The organism is Nocardia sp. NPDC058244 (assembly GCF_042882065.1).
Lineage (GTDB): Bacteria > Actinomycetota > Actinomycetes > Mycobacteriales > Mycobacteriaceae > Nocardia.
This window is the reverse complement of the sequence record NZ_JBHVWX010000009.1, coordinates 75287-94608: the sequence shown is the minus strand read 5'-3', so window position 1 is coordinate 94608 and position 19322 is coordinate 75287. Positions and strand designations below refer to the sequence as shown.

General features: G+C 68.9%; 22 protein-coding genes. 12 read left to right on the top strand and 10 right to left on the bottom strand.

Features of this window, described 5'->3' with window-relative positions; translation table 11 throughout:
• Position 1 precedes the first annotated feature (1 nt).
• The 8 genes from nuoE to ACFVW6_RS26935 all read right to left on the bottom strand — a co-directional run bounded on the left by nuoE (position 2) and on the right by ACFVW6_RS26935 (position 6967).
• Positions 2-703 (bottom strand): NADH-quinone oxidoreductase subunit NuoE, encoded by a 702-nt coding sequence (nuoE, locus tag ACFVW6_RS26970; protein WP_378825906.1) that lies wholly within the window; start codon positions 701-703, stop codon positions 2-4.
• Positions 700-2013 carry an NADH dehydrogenase (quinone) subunit D gene (nuoD, locus tag ACFVW6_RS26965; RefSeq protein ID WP_355272053.1) on the bottom strand — a complete coding sequence of 438 codons (1314 nt, stop codon included), beginning with the start codon at positions 2011-2013 and terminating at the stop codon, positions 700-702. Before nuoD ends, nuoE begins: the two co-directional genes overlap by 4 nt.
• The gene (locus ACFVW6_RS26960) at positions 2013-2768 is read right to left on the bottom strand and encodes an NADH-quinone oxidoreductase subunit C (RefSeq protein WP_355272055.1); all 756 of its coding nucleotides are present in this window, start codon (positions 2766-2768) and stop codon (positions 2013-2015) included. Before ACFVW6_RS26960 ends, nuoD begins: the two co-directional genes overlap by 1 nt.
• Positions 2765-3319 (bottom strand): NADH-quinone oxidoreductase subunit B family protein, encoded by a 555-nt coding sequence (locus ACFVW6_RS26955; RefSeq protein WP_218720158.1) that lies wholly within the window; start codon positions 3317-3319, stop codon positions 2765-2767. Before ACFVW6_RS26955 ends, ACFVW6_RS26960 begins: the two co-directional genes overlap by 4 nt.
• A gap of 10 nt (positions 3320-3329) precedes the next feature.
• Positions 3330-3710, bottom strand: coding sequence for an NADH-quinone oxidoreductase subunit A (locus tag ACFVW6_RS26950; RefSeq protein WP_355272057.1), 381 nt, complete (start codon positions 3708-3710; stop codon positions 3330-3332).
• Positions 3711-4081: 371 nt separating this feature from the next.
• Positions 4082-4408 carry a hypothetical protein gene (locus ACFVW6_RS26945; RefSeq protein ID WP_355273021.1) on the bottom strand — a complete coding sequence of 109 codons (327 nt, stop codon included), beginning with the start codon at positions 4406-4408 and terminating at the stop codon, positions 4082-4084.
• Positions 4409-4582: 174 nt separating this feature from the next.
• Positions 4583-5668 carry a hypothetical protein gene (locus tag ACFVW6_RS26940; RefSeq protein ID WP_378825901.1) on the bottom strand — a complete coding sequence of 362 codons (1086 nt, stop codon included), beginning with the start codon at positions 5666-5668 and terminating at the stop codon, positions 4583-4585.
• A 93-nt stretch (positions 5669-5761) separates the two neighbouring features.
• Positions 5762-6967 carry a hypothetical protein gene (locus tag ACFVW6_RS26935; protein ID WP_378825899.1) on the bottom strand — a complete coding sequence of 402 codons (1206 nt, stop codon included), beginning with the start codon at positions 6965-6967 and terminating at the stop codon, positions 5762-5764.
• Between the two features lie 110 nt (positions 6968-7077).
• Here ACFVW6_RS26935 and ACFVW6_RS26930 point away from each other — a divergent pair, with 110 nt between their 5' ends.
• Positions 7078-7899, top strand: coding sequence for a TIGR02452 family protein (locus ACFVW6_RS26930; protein ID WP_378825897.1), 822 nt, complete (start codon positions 7078-7080; stop codon positions 7897-7899).
• A gap of 17 nt (positions 7900-7916) precedes the next feature.
• Here ACFVW6_RS26930 and ACFVW6_RS26925 read toward each other — a convergent pair whose 3' ends face one another.
• Positions 7917-8798, bottom strand: a complete 882-nt coding sequence (locus ACFVW6_RS26925; RefSeq protein ID WP_355272063.1) for a LysR family transcriptional regulator — start codon at positions 8796-8798, stop codon at positions 7917-7919.
• A 198-nt stretch (positions 8799-8996) separates the two neighbouring features.
• Between ACFVW6_RS26925 and ACFVW6_RS26920 the strand changes: the two genes are divergently transcribed.
• From ACFVW6_RS26920 to ACFVW6_RS26900, 5 genes are read left to right on the top strand one after another with little or no spacing between them, the layout of a single operon-like run.
• A complete protein-coding gene (locus tag ACFVW6_RS26920) occupies positions 8997-10439 on the top strand; it encodes a form I ribulose bisphosphate carboxylase large subunit (protein WP_378825895.1) in 1443 nt (480 codons plus the stop codon).
• Between the two features lie 9 nt (positions 10440-10448).
• Positions 10449-10871 carry a ribulose bisphosphate carboxylase small subunit gene (locus ACFVW6_RS26915; protein WP_378825893.1) on the top strand — a complete coding sequence of 141 codons (423 nt, stop codon included), beginning with the start codon at positions 10449-10451 and terminating at the stop codon, positions 10869-10871.
• Positions 10861-11880, top strand: a complete 1020-nt coding sequence (locus ACFVW6_RS26910) for an AAA family ATPase (RefSeq protein WP_355272069.1) — start codon at positions 10861-10863, stop codon at positions 11878-11880. The genes ACFVW6_RS26915 and ACFVW6_RS26910 overlap by 11 nt, the downstream gene beginning before the upstream one ends.
• Positions 11865-12953: a class 1 fructose-bisphosphatase gene (locus tag ACFVW6_RS26905; protein ID WP_355272070.1), complete on the top strand. Its 1089-nt coding sequence runs from the start codon at positions 11865-11867 to the stop codon at positions 12951-12953. Before ACFVW6_RS26910 ends, ACFVW6_RS26905 begins: the two co-directional genes overlap by 16 nt.
• A gap of 9 nt (positions 12954-12962) precedes the next feature.
• A complete protein-coding gene (locus ACFVW6_RS26900) occupies positions 12963-13841 on the top strand; it encodes a phosphoribulokinase (RefSeq protein WP_357347083.1) in 879 nt (292 codons plus the stop codon).
• A 19-nt stretch (positions 13842-13860) separates the two neighbouring features.
• On the opposite strand, the gene dinB is transcribed toward ACFVW6_RS26900, so the two are convergent.
• Positions 13861-15096, bottom strand: coding sequence for a DNA polymerase IV (dinB, locus tag ACFVW6_RS26895; RefSeq protein WP_378825888.1), 1236 nt, complete (start codon positions 15094-15096; stop codon positions 13861-13863).
• A gap of 118 nt (positions 15097-15214) precedes the next feature.
• On the opposite strand from dinB, the gene ACFVW6_RS26890 reads away from it, so the two are divergent.
• The 6 genes from ACFVW6_RS26890 to ACFVW6_RS26865 are packed head-to-tail and all read left to right on the top strand — an operon-like array spanning position 15215 to position 19209.
• Positions 15215-15592 carry a BlaI/MecI/CopY family transcriptional regulator gene (locus tag ACFVW6_RS26890; RefSeq protein ID WP_355272075.1) on the top strand — a complete coding sequence of 126 codons (378 nt, stop codon included), beginning with the start codon at positions 15215-15217 and terminating at the stop codon, positions 15590-15592.
• Positions 15592-16671, top strand: coding sequence for a winged helix DNA-binding domain-containing protein (locus ACFVW6_RS26885; RefSeq protein WP_378825884.1), 1080 nt, complete (start codon positions 15592-15594; stop codon positions 16669-16671). Before ACFVW6_RS26890 ends, ACFVW6_RS26885 begins: the two co-directional genes overlap by 1 nt.
• A gap of 59 nt (positions 16672-16730) precedes the next feature.
• Positions 16731-17810, top strand: a complete 1080-nt coding sequence (locus tag ACFVW6_RS26880) for a dihydrodipicolinate reductase (protein WP_357347074.1) — start codon at positions 16731-16733, stop codon at positions 17808-17810.
• On the top strand, positions 17807-18286 hold the full coding sequence (locus ACFVW6_RS26875; RefSeq protein ID WP_355272080.1) for a carboxymuconolactone decarboxylase family protein: 480 nt from the start codon (positions 17807-17809) through the stop codon (positions 18284-18286). Before ACFVW6_RS26880 ends, ACFVW6_RS26875 begins: the two co-directional genes overlap by 4 nt.
• Positions 18287-18310: 24 nt before the next feature.
• A complete protein-coding gene (locus tag ACFVW6_RS26870; protein WP_378825881.1) occupies positions 18311-18724 on the top strand; it encodes an NUDIX domain-containing protein in 414 nt (137 codons plus the stop codon).
• Positions 18721-19209: a hypothetical protein gene (locus tag ACFVW6_RS26865; protein WP_378825879.1), complete on the top strand. Its 489-nt coding sequence runs from the start codon at positions 18721-18723 to the stop codon at positions 19207-19209. Before ACFVW6_RS26870 ends, ACFVW6_RS26865 begins: the two co-directional genes overlap by 4 nt.
• Positions 19210-19322: the final 113 nt, after the last annotated feature.

The following is a 19322-nucleotide window of genomic DNA, read 5'->3' as shown; positions in this document are numbered from 1 at the left end:
CTCATTCCCCCTGTCCGAGGGAATCGCCTTCTGCGGCAGTGGTTTCCGCGGTGTGCAACCCGGCGAGGGTGGCCGCGCCAGGGGCGCCGTCGAGCGCGCCGGGACGTTCGTCGGGGAAGCCGGCGAGGATGCGGGCGGTCTCCCGGAAGGTGCACAGCGGCGCTCCCCGGGTGGGACGCACCTGGTGTCCCGCGCGCAGGGCATCGGTGATCGCGCGCGCCGACTCGGGAGTCTGGTTGTCGAAGAACTCCCAGTTGACCATCATCACCGGCGCGTAGTCACAGGCGGCGTTGCACTCGACGTGTTCGAGGGTGATGGCGCCGTCGGCGGTGGTCTCGCCGTGGTGGATGCCCAGATGGTGTTGCAGCGCTTCGTAGATGGCGTCGCCGCCGAGGACGGCGCACAGCGTGTTGGTGCACACGCCAACGTGGTAGTCGCCGGTCGGGGTGCGCCGGTACATCGAGTAGAAGGTCGCGACGGCGGTCACCTCGGCGCCGGTGAGACCGAGATGGTCGGCGCAGAAGTCGATGCCGGTGCCGGTCACGTATCCCTCTTCGGCCTGCACCAGGTGCAGCAGCGGCAGCAGCGCCGAGCGGGGGTGCGGGTACCGGGCGATGATCTCCTTGGCGTCGACTTCGAGTCGCTGCCGCACGTGCGGCGGGTACGGTTCCGGCCTGGTGGTGAGTTTCAGTTCGATCTTCATCGGTCCACTCCGCCCATCACGGGGTCGATGCTGGCGACCGAGGCGATGACGTCGGCGACCATGCCGCCTTCGCACATCGCGGCCACCGCTTGCAGATTGGTGAACGAGGGATCGCGGTAGTGCACCCGGTACGGCCGGGTGCTGCCGTCGCTGACCATGTGCACGCCGAGCTCACCGCGGGGCGACTCCACCGCCGCGTACACCTGGCCCGCGGGAACCCGCATGCCTTCGGTGACGAGCTTGAAGTGATGGATCAACGACTCCATCGAGGTGCCCATGATCTTGCCGATGTGCTTGGGCGAGTTGCCCAGTCCGTCGGGACCGAGTTGCAGGTCGGCGGGCCAGGCGATCTTCTTGTCGTCGACCATGACCGGGCCGGGCCGCAGCCGGTCCAGGCACTGCTCGACGATCTTGAGCGACTCGCGCATCTCGGCGACCCGGATCAGGTAGCGGCCGTAGCAGTCGCACCCGGTGGTCGTCGGGATGTCGAATTCGTAGTTCTCGTAACCGCAGTAGGGCGCTGACTTGCGCAGGTCGTGCGGCAGACCGGTGGCACGCAGGACGGGGCCGGTGATGCCGAGCGCCATGCAGCCGGTGAGGTCGAGGTAGCCGATGTCCTGGGTGCGCTTCTTCCAGATCGGGTTGGCGCTGAGCAGGTGCTCCATGTCGCGCAACCGGCCCGGCATGATCTCCAGGAGCTCGCGCACCTTGGTGACGCCGTCGTCGGGCAGGTCCTGGGCGAGGCCGCCGGGACGGATGAACGCGTGGTTCATCCGCAGGCCGGTGATGGTCTCGAACACGTCGAGGATCAGTTCGCGTTCGCGGAAGCCGAACAGCATCGGGGTGAGCGCGCCGAGTTCCATGCCGCCGGTCGCGAGGGCGACCAGGTGCGAGGAGATCCGGTTGAGCTCCATCAGCATGACGCGCACGACGGTGGCGCGCTCGGGGATCTGCTCGGTGATGTCGAGCAGTTTCTCCACGCCGAGGCAGTAGGCGGTCTCGTTGAAGAAGGGCGACAGGTAGTCCATCCGGGTCACGAAGGTGACGCCCTGGGTCCAGGTGCGGAACTCCAGGTTCTTCTCGATCCCGGTGTGCAGGTAGCCGATGCCGCAGCGGGCCTCGGTGACGGTCTCGCCTTCGATCTCGAGGATCAGGCGCAGCACGCCGTGCGTCGACGGGTGCTGCGGGCCCATGTTGACGACGATGCGTTCTTCGCCGCCGCCCTCGATCACTTCGCTGACCTGGTCCCAGTCCTGGCCTGCGACGGTGACGACCTGCGGTTCGTCGCGGCGGAAATCGGTGTCGGTCATCAGCTGTAGGTCCTCCGCTCGTCGGGCGGCGGTATCCGCGCGCCCTTGTACTCCACCGGGATCCCGCCGAGCGGGTAGTCCTTGCGCTGCGGATGGCCGCGCCAGTCGTCGGGCATGGTGATACGGGTGAGGGAGGGATGCCCGTCGAAGAGGATGCCGAAGAAGTCGTAGGTCTCGCGTTCGTGCCAGTCGGTGGTCGGATACACCGCGAACAGCGAGGGGATGTGCGGATCGGCGTCGGGGGCCGACACTTCCAGCCGGATCCGCCGGTTGTGGGTGATCGACATGAGGTGGTAGACCGCGTGCAGCTCGCGGCCCTCGTCGTCGGGGTAGTGCACGCCGTTGACGCCCAGGCACAGTTCGAAGCGCAGCGAGGTGTCGTCGCGCAGCGCGCTCGCGACGGCGACCAGGTGCTCACGCCGGACGTGCAGGGTGATCTCGTCGCGGAAGACGACGATCTTCTCGATCACGGTGTCGAACGCGATCACCCGGTGGGTCAGCGCGGCGCGCAGGGTGCCGACGAACGCGTCGAACCAGCCGCCGTAGGGCGGCGGGGTGCCCGCTGGCAGCGCGACGGGCGTGACCAGGCCGCCGTAGCCGGAGGTGTCGCCGGTACCGGTGACACCGAACATGCCGCGGCGGGTGCCGATCACCTCGTCCTCGGGTGCCGCGGGCGGCCTCGGCGTGGCGGGTGTCTCGTCCGGAATGTCTTGTCCCGCAGTGCTGTCGGCGTTGTCGGGAGCGTCGAAGGTCATCGCAGCAGGCCCTCCATCCGGATGGTCGGCGTGCTGGCCAGCGCGGCCTGCTCGGCGGCGCGGATCGCCTCCTCGCGGTTGACGCCCATCGGCGTCTCGGCGATCTTGGCGTGCAGCGCGAGGATCGCGTTGAGCAGCATCTCCGGGCGCGGCGGGCAGCCGGGCAGGTAGATGTCGACCGGGACGATGTGGTCGACGCCCTGCACGATCGCGTAGTTGTTGAACATGCCGCCCGAGGAGGCGCACACGCCCATGGCCAGTACCCATTTCGGCTCGGTCATCTGGTCGTAGACCTGGCGCAGGACCGGGGCCATCTTCTGGCTCACCCGGCCCGCCACGATCATCAGATCGGCCTGGCGCGGGGAGGCGCGGAACGCCTCCATGCCGAAGCGGGCGATATCGAATCGTCCTGCGCCGGTGGCCATCATCTCGATCGCGCAGCAGGCCAGGCCGAACGTCGCGGGCCAGACCGAGCCCTTACGCAGGTAGCCGGCGAAATCTTCCACGGTGCTCAGCAGGAACCCGCTGGGCAGTTTCTCTTCGAGACCCATTATTTCCCACTCATTCCCAGCTGAGGCCGCCGCGCCGCCACTCGTAGGCGTAGGCGACCGACACATTGACGATGAACAGCGCCATCGCGGCGAGACCGAAGAGCCCGAGCGCATCGAAGTGCACGGCCCACGGGTAGAGGAACACGATCTCGATGTCGAAGATGATGAACAACATCGCGGTGAGGTAGTACTTCACCGGAAAGCGCTGTCCCGTGGCGTTTCCGGGGCCACCCGCGATGGCGTGCGGGGTCGGCTCGATGCCGCATTCGTAGGGTTCCAGCTTGGCCCGGTTGCGTCGCTTCGGGCCGATCAGCGCCGCCATGATGACGGAGAACACCGCGAACGCGGCGGCGATGGCGCCGAGTACGAGCGCGGGCACCTCGATATTCACGACTGCTTTCCCCTCCTCGCTGGAGCAGGTCGAGCCGTGTGGCCCGGCCGCGGACGGCAGCTTTGGCGAGACGGGGCCGACAACGTTGTCCGCCGATACGGGGCTCGCGCAAGGCTGTGCAGCGATGGCGGAGCGTTATACAGGAGCCCGCGCTCGTGTGAGCTAGAGCACAGACTACCGCCGTTGCGGGGGCGCGCCGCGCGTTTCCGGGGTGGGCTTTGATTGATTTCGATACAGCGATTCATGAGCGATCCGGGGGTAATCCCGGATCGGCGCACGCCACGTAACCACTGGTGTTACCAGTGGTAATAGGCAGAACTGTGGGGCGTGGGACTATCCGCAGGACCGGGACGATGCCCGGAGGTCGCCGATCAGCGGGCGAGCAGGATGCTGGTGACCGCGTGGGTGAGCTGCATGGGGTCGATCGGGTGCGAGACCGCGGCCTCGGCGCGCGACCAGTTCGCCAGCCAGGCGTCGTCGGGCCTGCCGGTCAGCACGACCACCGGCGGGCACTCGTCGATCTCGTCCTTGAGCTGTTTGGCGATGCCGAGGCCGCCCGCGGGCGCGGACTCCCCGTCCAGGATCGCCAGATCGATCCCGCCCGCGTCCATCTGCTCGATGACCACAGGTGCCGTGGCCACCTCGAAGAAGTCGAGCTCCGGCAGATCGGGGCGCGGCTTACGGCCCAGCGCCAGCATCACCTGTTGCCTGGTGTCGGCATCGTTGCTGTAGACCAGCACACGCAGCGGGGTGGAACCATTCGATTCGGCCACGCTCGGATCGTACGTCCGCGCGGGCGCGCGGCGTGGCAGGTTCGCCGGATCGGCCGGTTGGCCTGCGGGGCAAGCGAGTCCAGCGCGGGCCCGCGGCAGCTACCAGTCGCCGTCCTCGACCTTCTTGCCGCCCAGCGGGATCACCGGAAGTGGTTGCTCGAGCGGCGGATTGGGCTGCTCGTCGGCCAGCCACTCACCGGTGGGCTTCACCCCGGCGAGCTCGGTCGAGGGGGCCAGGTCTTCGGCGTCGGCGGCGTAATAGTCGAACCAGGGCAGATTGTGCTCGGCGTAGGCCTGGGCTGTGATCGGCGTCGGCGGGGCCGGTTCACCCGTGATCTGCTGCCATTCGGCCGCTGAGGCGAGGTGGACGAAGACGCGGCCGTCGGCCTCGGCGTGATAGTCCTCGACCGGCCTGCGGTCGGCGAAGATCTCCTGCCGCATGGTGCCACCCGCACCGAGTCCCATCTTCCTGGCCGCTCCACGCATCCGGGCGGCCCCTGCGGGTGCCGCGGGCGGCGGCCCACCCGGCGCCGGACCGGAATACGCCACCCCGTCCGGCGGTGCGCTCACCGGCATCGGCGCGCCGTACACCGGTTCACCGGACTGCCAGGGCGGGATCGGGGCGGGGCGCGCGGCGCGCTGCCGGGCTTCCTCGGCGGCAAGCCAAGCGGCGCGGGCGGCGTCGGTGAGCCCGTGGACGGCCAGTTGCACGCCACCCCACTGCTCGACCCCGGTGACCTGACCTTCGACGGTCGCGCCGAGCCCGAGCGGCACCGCGACGAACTGGCGGACGGTGCCGTCGCCGGAGTTGATGCCGTCCATCCACGGCTGCTCGGGCAGGGCGAGATAGTTCTGCGGGTCCTGGCCGATGGTGTCGCTCCACGGTTTCCCGGAGACGGCGCAGACCTTGCCGACGCCGACCTTGAGCGCGGTGGGCGCGGTCGCGGAGAAGCGCAGCCACAGGGCCTCACGCTGATACACCGGCAGCATGACCCCGCCGCGCGTGCGCCACTCCTCGGGCACGGTGTCGGGGTAGTCGGCGACGCGGCGCAGCGGAAAGCTGCCGAGTCCGGGTGGCAGCGGATAGGTGCCCATCTCGGGCAAGCGCAAGGTACGGATGAATGTCACCCGGACGCCGCCCGGCAGTTCGAGCGCGTCTCCCGACAGCGTCACTTCCGTTGCCATGCCCCACCCCTTCGTTCGATTGTGCGCAGACGATGGACCCGCCCCTGGCGACGACGGTACCCGCGGTGACCATGGCCGTCCACGGCGTTGTCGTCAGTACCTCGGTGGCAGTCCGAACTCGGCGCGGATGCCCGCGAACAAGACCTCGACCCGGTCGCCGAAGGTGATCGCGGCTTCGTTCAGGCCCGCGAGCGCGCCCTGCAGCGGATCGGCGAGGCGCGCGTGGAACAGGGTGTTGACGGCGAAATGCGGTCGGCTGATATTGCCGCGGTCGTAGGGATTTCGGCGACGCGCCGGCACGTCGCCGTCCACCCGGAGGACGGACCGGAACTGCGTCGCGCCGGGGCTGTACTCGTCCTCGTCCAGCCGGGCGAACGTCGCGGCCGCGTCCTGGAAGTGTTCGGGGAACGGGTCGCCGGAACGCAGGGCGGTGAGCGCGGGACGGACCCACGGGCGGTCGGCGAGCCCGGCGTACTCGTAGGCCCGCTCGGCGCAGAACACGCTCAACGCGCGGAGTTCCGCGACATCCATCCCGGCGATCGACTCGGCGAGCGCACGGTCGTATCCGCCCAGATCGCGGGCGCAGTAGATGTCGGCGAGCGCGGCGATCGGCTCGCCGCCCCATTCTTCCCTGGCACGCTCCGCCGCCTCCTGCTCCCGCTGCCGTGCCTGGTCGTCCGGCGCGGAACCCTCGGTGGCGAACGGGATCACGAGATGCGCGGCCGCGGCCGTCGTTCCGCTCGGGAGTGTGATGCCGGTATCGATGCGTGGCAGCGCGCTGGTCGAGTCGGCCGCGAGTTCGGGGTCGACCCAGACCCGTGGTGCTCGCAGCTCGCTCCCATCGTCGGGCCAGCAGCGAATCCGCCAGTGATCGCCCGGGGTGGTGGTGCCCGGCCAGCCGTATCCGACGAAGCCGGTGCCCGCGATCTCGACGATGTAGTCGCCCGGCGGCACCGGCGCGGACTCCCAGGTGTCCACCGGCGAGCTGATGTTCAGTCCGTACTCGCCGATATGCAGCCGGGCTTCGCTGATCTGTTGCCAGTCGTCCTCGTCGGCCGGTGGACGTGTCGCCCACACCTGCACCACCACGGGCATCTCGAAGTTGTTCTGGTGCGGACTGCACACCACGACGGTGTGCCCGTCACCGGCGGACGGACCGGTGGCGAGCGCCGCTTCCAGCAGGGCCAGCTCGGTGTCCTCCTCGCCCTCGCCGCCGTGGAGCACGAATTGGCCGTAGTCGAGGGCCAATTCCAGTCGGTGTTCCAGCGCGGGTTCCGGGTCGCGGGTCATGAGCGGCATCGTGACACGGTGTACCGACACCCTGCTCCGGCCAGCCGTTCGACATAGTTGTTGTTATCGAGACAAAAACCAGTGGCGGGCCGACGGTCTCGCCGGTTACGGTCACGACGATGACGAAGAAATGGCACCACGTGGCCGTGGTGAACGAGGAAATCGCCGAACGAGGCACCTACCGAACCGCCGCGGGAGTGGCCGTCGACATCGGTCCGGAACTGGCGGCGGCGCGACGCGCAACGGTGTCCTACACGCCGACGCTCTTGGACGAGCTGATCCGGACGCCGGCACCCGGTTCCGGCCCGACGACCATCGACGTGACCGGCGAAGGCAGCGTGGCGGCGGCTCGGCGACTGCACGGCGAGGACAACGGCGGGCGGATCGGAATACTCAACTTCGCCTCGGCGCGGAATCCTGGAGGTGGCTACCTCAGGGGCGCGCGAGCCCAGGAGGAGGACCTGTGCCGGAGCGCGCTGCTCTACACCTGCCTGATCGAGGCGACGGATTACTATGCGGCGCACCGCGCGTCGTCGGACCTGGCCTACACCCACCGGGTGATCGTCTCGCCGGATGTGCCGGTCATCCGCGACGACGAGGGCGCGCTGGCCGAGCCGTTTCCGGTGACCTTCCTGACCTCGCCCGCCCCCAACGCCGGCGAGCTGGCCCGTCGGGCGGTGACTGCCGACCTGCCCCTGCTGTTGGCCGAGCGAGCCGAACGGGTGGTCGCCGCCGCGGCGCGGCACGAGGTGCGCACCCTGGTGCTCGGCGCGTGGGGCTGCGGCGTGTTCCGCAACGATCCCGTCCAGGTGGCTGACGCCTTCGCCGCGGGGCTGGAGAAGTGGGGCGCGGCGTTCGATCGGGTGGTGTTCGCCGTGTGGGATCGGGCGGCGGTATCGGCCAATCGCACAGCCTTCGAGGCCCGCTTCGCTGCGCGATAACGCCTGAAAACAGCCCGCTAGGGCCCGATCGCGGCGTGGAAGGCGTCGGTTCCGGTCTCGAGCGGGTCGATCAGGTGCGCCAGGAACAAGCGGGTAGCCGGGGTGGGGGTCGGTGTCGTGACCGCGTGCCAGGCCCGGTCCAGCGGTGTCCCGGGCACGTCGATCGTGTGCAGCGCACCGGATTCCAGATGCTCGCCGACGGCATCGGAATGGATGAGGGTGATGCCAAGACCCTCACGGGCGGCGGCGATGACCGCGCCGTGCGAACCCAGTGTCAGGGTGGGGGGATCGATCTGGAGCCGGTCGAGTAGCGCGAGGGTCGCTTCCCGGGTGCCCGAGCCGTTGCCACGCAGCAGCCAGGTGTCGTGGCGTGGATCGTTGGCATCGTTCGCGCCGACGACGACGAGCGTGCTCGGCCGCCGGGCCTGGATGACCAGATTCGCCGCGTGCGGGGGACGGCCCGCGATGACGAGATCGGTCTCGTGGTGCTGCAATTCGAGAAACAGCACGTCACGGGGCTGAATCGACAGGCTCAGTTCCACATCGGGATAGCGGTGCCGGAACGAGGCCAGCGGGCGCAGCACCACCGATTCGCCCGCCGTGGCGACGACGCCGATGCGGAGCCGACCCGCCTCGGCCTGGCGGACCGCGGCGTGCGCCTCCTTCATCAGACCCAGGATTCCGCGGCAGTACTCGGCGTAGACCCGGCCCGCCTCGGTCAGCGCGATCCCACGCCCCGATCGGGTGATCAGTTTGGCGCCGAGCTGCTTCTCGACATGGGCGACGGCGGCGGAGACGGCCGCCTCGGTGACGTGCAGCTGAGCGGCCGCGCGGCGCACGCTGCCGAGCCGGGCCACCGCGAGGAAAGTTTCCATCCGTCCCGCGCTCACCCTGCCCATTACCCGACGGTAGCAAACTCAACGTTTCGGTTGAGCGTTCCCAGAAACATTCACATTGTTTGCTGCCCGGCCGGGCCTCATCCTGGAATTCGCAAGGCGTACACCGGATTCCACCGCCGGTGAAGTCAGGGCCCGGAGGCGGTAGCTTGCGTCACCATGGCGGGCCCCTGAACCGGCGAATCAGGTACAGGAGGAACGATGGCGGAAGAAACCGAACGGGACCGTTGGGATCCGGGCGTACAGTCCTACGCGTCGATGGGATATTACGCGCCCGACTACGTGCCCTCGGACACCGATGTGCTCGCGGTGTTCCGGGTGACGCCACAGCGCGGAGTCGACCCGATCGAAGCGGCGGCCGCTGTCGCGGGTGAATCCTCCACGGCGACATGGACTGTCGTGTGGACCGACCGCCTCACGGCGCATTCGAAGTATCAGGCCAAGTGTTACCGGATCGACGAGGTGCCGGGCAGGCCGGGTGAGTACTTCGCCTACATCGCCTACGATCTGGATCTTTTCGAGGAAGGGTCGATCACCAACCTGACCTCCTCGATCATCGGCAATGTGTTCGGATTCAAACCGCTGCTCGCGCTGCGGCTCGAGGACATGCGTATTCCGGTGGCCTATGTCAAGACCTTCCAGGGCCCGCCGCACGGCACGGTGATGGAACGCGAATATCTCAACAAATACGGCAGGCCGCTGCTGGGTGCGACGGTGAAACCGAAACTCGGTTTGTCCGCCCGGAATTACGGCCGGGTGATCTACGAGGCCTGCAAGGGGGGTCTCGACTTCACCAAGGACGACGAGAACATCAACTCCCAGCCGTTCATGCGCTGGCGCGACCGGTACCTGTTCGCGATGGAGGGCGTGAACCGGGCGATGGCCGAGACCGGCGAGATCAAGGGCCACTACCTCAACGTCACCGCCGCGTCCATGGAGGACATGTACGAGCGGGCCGAGTTCGCCAAGGAACTCGGGTCGGTGGTCATCATGATGGACCTCACCGTCGGCTACACCGCCATGCAGTCGATGTCGAAGTGGGCGCGGCGCAACGGGGTGCTGCTGCACCTGCACCGGGCCGGGCACTCGACGTTCACCCGGCAGAAGACGCACGGCGTGAGCTTCCGGGTGCTGGCCAAGTGGTGCCGGCTGATCGGCGTCGACCACGTCCACGCGGGCACCGTGGTGGGCAAGCTGGAGGGCGATCCGGCGACCACGCGGGGGTTCTACGACACGTTGCGGGAGAACCACATTCCCACCGATCTCGGCAACGGCATCTTCTTCGACCAGGACTGGGCCAGCCTGCCCGGTGTCATGCCGGTGGCTTCGGGCGGCATCCACGCCGGGCAGATGCATCAGCTGCTCGATCTGTTCGGCGACGACGTGATCCTGCAGTTCGGTGGCGGCACCATCGGTCATCCGCTGGGCATCGCGGCGGGGGCCGAGGCCAACAGGGTGGCGCTGGAGGCGGTCGTCAAGGCCCGCAACGAGGGTCGCGACCTGCTCAAGGAGGGCCCGGACGTGCTGCGCGCCGCGGCCTCGACCTGCCGTCCGCTGGAGGTCGCGCTGTCGACCTGGGGTGATGTCACCTTCGATTACACGTCCACCGACGCACCCGACGCGGTGCCGACGCCGAGCCTGTAGGGAGCAACCATGTATCTGCGACACGGGACGTTCTCGTATCTGCCCGAGCTCACCGACACCGAGATCGCCGCCCAGGTGCGCTACGCGCTGCTCAACAACTGGCCGATCTCGGTCGAATACACCGACGACCCGCACCCGCGCAACACCTACTGGGAGATGTGGGGGTTGCCGCTGTTCGACCTCGACGAACCCGACGGGGTGATGGCCGAGATCAACGCCTGCCGGGCGACCTTCCCCCGGCACTACGTGCGGGTCACCGCCTACGACGCGACCTACACGAAACAGACGACGGCGCTGAGCTTCCTGGTGCAGCGTCCCGCGGACGAGCCCGGTTTCGAGCTGGCACGCACCGAGGGACCGGACCGGCGCCAGATCTACAGCGTGCGGTCCTACGCCACCGATCGTCCGCAGGGACAGCGGTATGGCGGCTGACGGGTCCGCTGCCGGATTCCGGTTGCCGCGGCCGGGCGTCGGTGACGCCCGGCCGTCGCGCCCGCCCGCCGAGGGCGCCACCGCGACCGAGGAACTGCTGAGCGAGGACGCGCTGTTGGACCTTTCCCTCGATGTGGCCGGGCACGATGTGGCCGAGACGCTGGCCGCGCTGGACGCCGAGCTGATCGGCCTGGCGAATGTGAAGGAACGGGTGCGCGAGATCGCCGCGCTGCTGATGATCGATCGGGCGCGGCGGCGGTTCGGGCTCGAATCGTCGCGCCCGACCATGCACATGAGCTTCACCGGCGGGCCGGGCACCGGCAAGACGACGGTGGCGTTGCGGATGGCCCAGATGCTGCACGCGCTGGGCTACATCCGCAAACCCAAGGTGCACACGGTGACCCGGGACGACCTGGTCGGTCAGTTCATCGGCCACACCGCGCCCAAGACCAAGGAGGCGATCGCCAAGGCCGCGGGCGGGGTGCTGTTCATCGATGAGGCCTACTACCTGTTCCGGCCGGAGAACGAGCGCGACTACGGGCAGGAGGTGATCGAGATCCTGCTGCAGGAGATGGAGAGCGAGCGGGCGAGTCTGGTCGTCATCTTCGCCGGCTATCCCGACCGGATGGACCGGTTCTTCTCCGCCAATCCGGGGCTGTCCTCCCGGGTGCCCCATCACCTGGAGTTCGCCGACTACACCCACGACGAGCTGATGGGCATCGCCGAACTCATGGTGGCGGGCGAGAACTTCCGGTTCGACGCCGCCGCGCACGTGGCGTTCTCGGAGTACCTGACGGTGCGGATGACCAGGCCGCGGTTCTCCAACGCGCGCAGTGTGCGCAACGCGATCGATCGGTGCCGGTTGCGGCAGGCCAAGCGACTGGTGGAGGCGGCACGGCCGCTGTCGAGGACCGACCTGATCACCCTGTGTGACCGGGATGTCTACGGCAGCAGCGTGTTCGACGAGACGGTGCAGGAGGTGGCCACGACGCCATGCCGAACGGATTGAAGACGCTCACCCGCTACACGATCGAGGAGGAACATCGGCATCCCGGCTCGTCGGGGGAGTTCTCGGCGCTGGTCAACGTGGTGGCCACGGCGACGAAGATCATCGCCAATCAGGTGACCCGTGGCGCGATCATCAGCTCGACCAGCGACGCGGAGCCGCTGTCGGTGAGCGCGCGCCTGGATGTGCTGACCGACGAGATCATGGTCGCGCAGACGCAGTGGACCGGGCATCTGTCGGGGCTGCTGTCCGAGCGGCGCGCCACGGCGCTGCCGGTGCCCGCCACGCAGCGGCGCGGCAAGTATCTGCTGGCCTACGACGCGCTGGACGGGTCGAGCAATATCGATGTGAACCTGCCCGTCGGTTCGATCTTCAGCATTCTGCGCGCGCCGCAGGAGGTGCTCGACGGGACGGCGGAACCGGTCGACGCGGATTTCCTGCAGCCGGGGGTGCGCCAGGTCTGTGCCGGGTTCACCCTCTACGGGCCCGCGACCATGCTGGTGCTCACCACCGGCAGCGGCGTGGACGGGTTCACCCTCGATCGGGAGATCGGCGCGTTCGTGCTGACCCACCCGCGCATGCGCATCCCCGAGGACACCGCGGGGTTCGCGATCAATGCCGCCAACGAGCGGTTCTGGGAGCGGCCGGTGCGCCGCTACGTGCAGGAATGCCTGCAGGGGATGGACGGACCGCGGGGCCGGGACTTCAATATGCGCTGGGTCGCGTCGCTGGTGGCCGACACGTTCCACATCCTGACCAGGGGCGGGGTGTACCTCTATCCGCGCGACACCCGCAATCCCGCCCGCCCAGGGCGGGTTTCCCTGCTGTACGGGGCGAATCCGATCGCGTTCATCGTCGAGCAGGCGGGCGGGGCGGCCACCACCGGGCACGACCGGGTGATGCTCGTGCCGCCCGCGGAGGTGCATCAGCGGGTGCCGTTCATCTTCGGTTCCCGCACCGAGGTCCTGCGCATCGAGCGCTACCACTCCGAGCCGGACGCGGGCCCGAGCTTCGACAGTTCGCTGTTCGGCACGCGGTCACTGTTCCGTCCGGCCAAGCACGACCAGCGCACTTAGGAGTAGCCCATGTCGGTCAAGCATCCCGTTGTCGCGATCACCGGGTCCTCCGGCGCGGGAACGACCAGCGTCACCCGCACGTTCGAGGAGATCTTCCGCCGCGAGGGGATCAGCGCCGTCGTGGTGGAGGGTGATTCGTTCCACCGGTACGACCGCTCGGAAATGAAGATCGCGATGGCCGAGGCCGAGCAGCAACGCAATACGACGTTCTCGCATTTCGGCGAGGACGCCAATCTGCTGCCCGAATTGGAGGCACTGTTCCGCGAATACGGTGAATCGGGGGTCGGGCAGGTGCGCAGATACCTGCACGACGACGAGGAGGCGAAACCCTACGGGCAGCCGGCGGGCACCTTCACCCCGTGGGAGGACCTGGCGCCCGGCAGCGACCTGTTGTTCTACGAGGGATTGCACGGCGCGGCCGTCACCGACGCCGTCGATGTCGCCCAATACACCGATCTGCTGGTGGGGGTGGTGCCGATCATCAACCTCGAGTGGATTCAGAAGGTGTACCGGGACAAGACCCATCGCGGGTATTCCAGTGAGGCGGTGATCGATACGATCCTGCGCCGGATGCCGGACTACGTGAAATACATCTGTCCGCAGTTCTCGCGGACCTATGTGAACTTCCAGCGGGTACCGACCGTCGACACGTCCAATCCGTTCATCGCGCGCAGCATTCCCACGGCCGACGAGAGTTTCGTGGTGATCCGCTTCGCCGACCCGAAGGTGATCGATTTCCCGTACCTGCTGTCGATGCTGCACGACTCGTTCATGTCGCGGCCGAATTGCATCGTGGTACCCGGCGGCAAGATGGAACTGGCGATGCAGTTGATCTTCACCCCGCTCATCCTGCGCTTGATGGACAAGCGGCCCAAACGGTTCGTGTGAGATCGAGGGTGAGTGCCTGTCAGTCCGGGAGCATCGGGACCGACAGGCCCTCACCGCTTGTGAGCAGTGCGGCGCGGGTGACGGCGGCCGAGCCGAACCGGCGGCGCAGGTCGTCGAGGGTGGCGTCGAGGGTGTTCTCGGCGCGGGGTTCCAGGGGGAGGGTGAGTTGCATGGTGTCGGCGTCGTCGAGGTTGGTCAGTGACAGGCCGATGAGGGTGATGCCGCGTTCGGTGATCAGGGGCTGGGCGGTGTCGAGCAGCAGGCGGGCGGCATGGCGCAGTGACGCGGTGGCGTCGGTGGCCTCGACCAGGGTGTGCGAGCGGGTCGCGCGGGTGAAGTCGTCGAAGCGTAATCGCAGGATGACGGTGCGGCACACGCGATCCGCAGCGCGCAGCCGGCGGCCCAGCCGGTCGGTGAGACCGTCGAGGTAGGCGGCGATCTCCTCCGGGGTGCGGTGGCGGCGGCCCAGCGCGCGCTGCGCGCCGATCGAGCGCCGACGTTTCCCGGTCTCCACGCGCCGGGGATCGCGACCCCACGACAATGCGAACAGGTGCCGTGCCGCGCCCGGTCCGAGGATGGCGCGCAGGTGCGGTTCGCCGAGTTCGGCGAGCTGCCCGACCCGGGTGATGCCGTTCTCGTGCAGGGTCGTGGCGGTCACCGCGCCGACGCCCCACAATCGTTCGACCGGCAGCGGGTGCAGGAAGTCGAGTTCACGGCCGGGCTCCACCAGCCGCAAGCCGTCGGGTTTGGCCACCGCCGAGGCCACCTTGGCCAGGAACTTGTTGCGGGCGATACCGACCGAGATCGGCAGCCCGACCTCGCTGCTGATCCGGGCCCGCAGGGCGTGCGCGATCTCGATCGGCTCGCCGCTGATCCGCCGCAGCCCGCCGACGTCGAGGAACGCCTCATCGATCGAGATGCCCTCCACGATCGGGGTGGTGTCGTGGAAGACCGCGAACACCGCCTTGCTCGCCGCGGCATAGGCCGACATCCGCGGCGGCACGACCACCGCGTGCGGGCACAGGCGCAAGGCCTGGCCCGCGTTCATCGGGGTCCGGATGCCGAAGGCCTTGGCCTCGTAGCTCGCGGCCAGCACCACCCCGCCACCCACGATGACGGGTTTGCCCCGCAACCACGGTTGATCGCGTTGCTCGACCGAGGCGTAGAAGGAATCCAGGTCGGCATGCAGGATCGACGCCTCGGCGCGGGTCTGGATGCGCGGGCGGCGGGCGGGAACGGAGTCGGACACGAACATATGTTCGCATCGGGGTCCGACAGAAAGGGTTGCCGCGCGATAGCGGTCTCACCGCGGCCCAGCCGGTAGTGTGAAGCCGGTTTCGGCGAGTCGGCGATGATGAGGGAGACGGTAGGCGGTGCGTGGTTTCGGCGATCTCGAAGCGGTGCTGATGGACCGCCTGTGGGATCGCGACGTGGACTCGACCACCGTGCGCGAACTGTTCGACGAACTCGCCGCCGAACGTGACATCGCCTACACCACGGTCATGTCGACCATGGACAACCTGCACCGCAAGGGCTGGCTGGCCAGGGAACGCGACGGTCGCGCCTACCGGTACTGGCCGACGATGACCCGCGAGGAGCACAGCGCCCAGCTCATGCACGAGGCGCTCGGGCTCGGCGGTCGGTCCGATCTCGTCCTGAGTCATTTCGTCGACCGGATCAGTGACGACGAGTTCGCCGGATTACGGGCCGCGCTCCGGCGGGTCGTGTCCAAGCGCGCCGAGGAGAACTAGTGCTCGAAGTCGGGTGGGATCAGGTTTTCGCCTGGCGGTTGCGCAGGCAGTTCGTCACCGAGCCCGCCGCGGGCGGCGTCGCGACGATCGCGGGCAGGCTGGCCGGGGTGCAGGCGCAGGTCGCGTCGGCGGCGGAGACGGCCGTCGCGATCCGGAGCCGGGACGCGGCGCCGAACGCGGTGGCCGACGCGCTGGCGGCGGGCACCCTCGTCAAGACCTGGGCGATGCGCGGCACGCTGCACGCGATGGTGCCCGATCAGGCCGCCGCGGCCCTGGCGCTGATCGGCGCGGCCCGGACGTGGGAGAAGCCGTCGTGGCAGAAGACCTTCGGCGCGACCCCCGATCAGGTGGCGGCGCTGGTGGAGGTGGTCTCGGCGGTACTCGCCGAGCAGGTCCTCACGCGCGACGAACTCGTCGATGCCGTGCTGGCCGAGCCCGGCTTCGCGCACCTGGGTGAGCAGTTGCGCTCCGGCTGGGGCGCGGTGCTCAAGCCGCTGGCCTGGCAGGGCGCGCTGTGCCATGGTCCGGCGCGTGGCACGAAGGTCACCTTCACCAGTCCCGGGCATCTGGTTCCCGGCTGGACGGGTGTGCCCGACCCCGAGCTCGCCGCCCCGACGCTGATCAACGCCTACCTCGGCGCGTACGGTCCGGCGACGCCGGAGGTCTTCGATGCCTGGCTCAGCCGCAACAGCCTGCGCAAGACCCTGGTGCGCGGCTGGTTCGCCGCGCTGGGCGACACGCTGACCGAGGTCGATGTCGAGGGCCGGCGCGGTTGGATTCCGAGCGAATTCGCCGACGAACTGGCCGCCGCGCGACTCGACGGCGCCGTGCATCTGCTCGGCCCGTTCGATCAGTACGTGCTCGGACCCGGCACCGCCGACACCGTGCTGCTGCCCGCCGAGCATCGCGCGGGGGTCAGCCGCACGGCGGGCTGGATTTCGCCGCTGGTCGTGGTCGACGGGCGGATCGCGGGGACCTGGGACCGGGTCGACGGCGAGGTCGCGGTGACGATGTTCGACGGTCGACAACCGCCGTCCCGGGCGCTGTCGACGGCGGTGGCCGCGGTGCGAGAAGGCTGATCGGAGACCGTATTCCGGATATTCCGGACACCGAACCAAGCGCTTGCTACGCTCGCGCGATGATCCCCACGATCGTTTGGGGCACCGGCAACGTAGGCCGAGCGGCCATTCGTGCCGTGGCTGCCCACCCGGCCCTGGAACTCACCGGGGTGCTGGTGCACAACCCCGACAAGGTCGGCCGCGACGCCGGTGACCTGGCCGGACTCGACTACGGGCTGGGGGTGGCGGCCACCGACGACATCGACGCGCTGCTCGCCACCGGGCCACGCGCGGTCGTCTACGCGGCCTCCGGCGAGATCCGCCCCGATGACGCCCTCGCCGACATCGTGCGCGCGATCCGCGTCGGCGCCGTCGTCGTCACGCCCGCCCTCTACGCGCTCTACGACCCCAGCAACGCGCCCGCCGAGATGCGCGACCCGGTGCTGGCCGCGATCGCCGAGGGCGGCGGTTCGCTGTTCGTCTCCGGTGTCGATCCCGGCTGGGGCAACGATGTGCTGCCGCTGTTGATCAGCGGGCTCTCCAGCACCCTCGACGTGGTGCGCTGCCAGGAGATCTTCGACTACTCCACCTACGACCAACCCGACTCGGTGCGCTACCTGGTCGGCATGGGACAGCCGATGGACTACCAGCCGCCGATGCTGCTGCCCTCGGTGCCGTCGATGGTGTGGGGCGGGCAGGTCCGGCTCATGGCCAGGGCGCTGGGCGTGGAGCTCGACGAGATCCGCGAGACCCTGGATCGGCGTGCACTCGATGCGACGGTGCAGACCACGCAGATGGGCGAATTCGAGGCGGGCACCCAGGGTGCGGTGCGGTTCGAGGTGCAGGGCATCGTGGAGGGTGAGCCGCGCATCGTCATCGAGCACGTCACCCGGATCCATCCCAGCTGCGCGCCGGACTGGCCGACACCGCCCGACGGCGTCGGCGCGCACCGCGTGATCATCGAGGGCACGCCCCGAATCGAGGTCAGCGTGGAAGCCGCGGACGAGGGCGGCAACCGGTCGGCGGGCGGAAACGCCACGGCGGTGGGCCGGTTGGTGAACGCCGTCGACTGGCTGGTCGAGGCCGAACCCGGCCTCTACGACGCACTCGATGTGCCGCTGCGGGCCGCGGTCGGCAAACTCGGAAGGAAGACACCATGATCATCGACATTCCCGAGGGCAAGGACCCGATCGGCTACGTCTGGGGCGAGATGGTGCCCGGCATCGGGGTCGCCGCCGCCGCGTTCTCGCTGTCGGTCTACGAGCACTCGACGCTGGGGCTGCGCGAGTTCGAGGCGGCCCGGCTGCGGATCGCGCAGATCAACGGGTGCCTGTTCTGTCAGGACTGGCGCACCGAACGCGACGGGCAGAAGGTCGAGGCCGAGTTCGCCGACGCCGTCACGAACTGGCGCACCACCGAACTCTTCGACGACCGGGCTCGCCTGGCCGCCGAATACGCCGAGCGCTACGCCACCGACCATCACAGCCTCGACGACGAGTTCTGGGCCAGGATGTTCGAGCACTACACCCAGACCGAGGTGGTCGAGCTGAGCATGAGCATCGGATCGTGGCTCGCTTTCGGCCGGCTCAACCGGGTGCTCGGCCTGGACACCGTCTGCGTCCTGCCCGGCCACTGACGCGGGCGCAGTAGGCTGCGGGCCGTGGTGGACTCTCCGGTACAGCAGCTGATCGACACGGTGGCCTGGGTACTGATCGAGGACGGGCGCATCCTGTGCGCCCGCCCCCGGGGCAAGGACGTCTTCTTCATCCCCGGCGGGAAACGCGAAGGCGCCGAGACCGATGTGCAGACGCTGGTGCGGGAGGTCGCCGAGGAACTGAGCGTCGACCTCGCGCCGGAGAGCGCGGCCCATGTCGGCACCTACGAGGCCGCGATCGCCGACGGTCACGCCACCGTCGTGCGGATGGCCTGCTACACCGCCGAGTACCGCGGCGTCCTGACCGCCAGCAGCGAGATCGAGGCCCTGGCCTGGTTCGGCTACCGCGATCGCGATCTCGTGCCGCCGGTCGACCAGTTGCTCTTCGACGATCTGGCGGCGGCGGGTTCCCTACGGTGAGCGGGGTCGGGCGGACGATCGGCTATGCCCTGCTCGCGCTGCCCCTGGCCCTGTCCCCGGTCCGCACCAGGCTGCGGGTGCCGCGCCTGCTCCTGCACGAGCCTGTCTCCGCCCGCCGCGTCCCGGCTCTGCGCTGCCTGGTCCGCTCCGTGCTGTCCGCGGGTACCGGTCTGGTCGCCTGGTTCCTCACCCTGCTCGCCGGCCTGGTCCTGATCCGCGGCCTCGCCTACCCCGTGGTCGCCGCGAACGCCTACGAAACCGCCTGGGGCGGACCCACTCTCGTCGGCGCCTGGCTGGTCCACGCCGCACTCGGCCTACTCCTGGCCCCAGCCTTCCTCGGCATCGTCGCCCTCCTCGGCCACCTCCAGCTGCGCCTGGCCCGCACCGTCCTCGGCCGCGACACCACCTGGTGGACCATCCCGATCAGCATCGCCCTCACCACGGCGGGCACCCTGTTCTTCATCGCCTGGACCCACCAGATCTGAACGGGCTCAGCCGAATTCACGATCCCTCGGCGAGTCCACCGGCATCATCGCCGGATACCGCACAGCCGCGGATCGAGGGATACAGCAGAGACTTCGGTGGGTGGACGACTCGA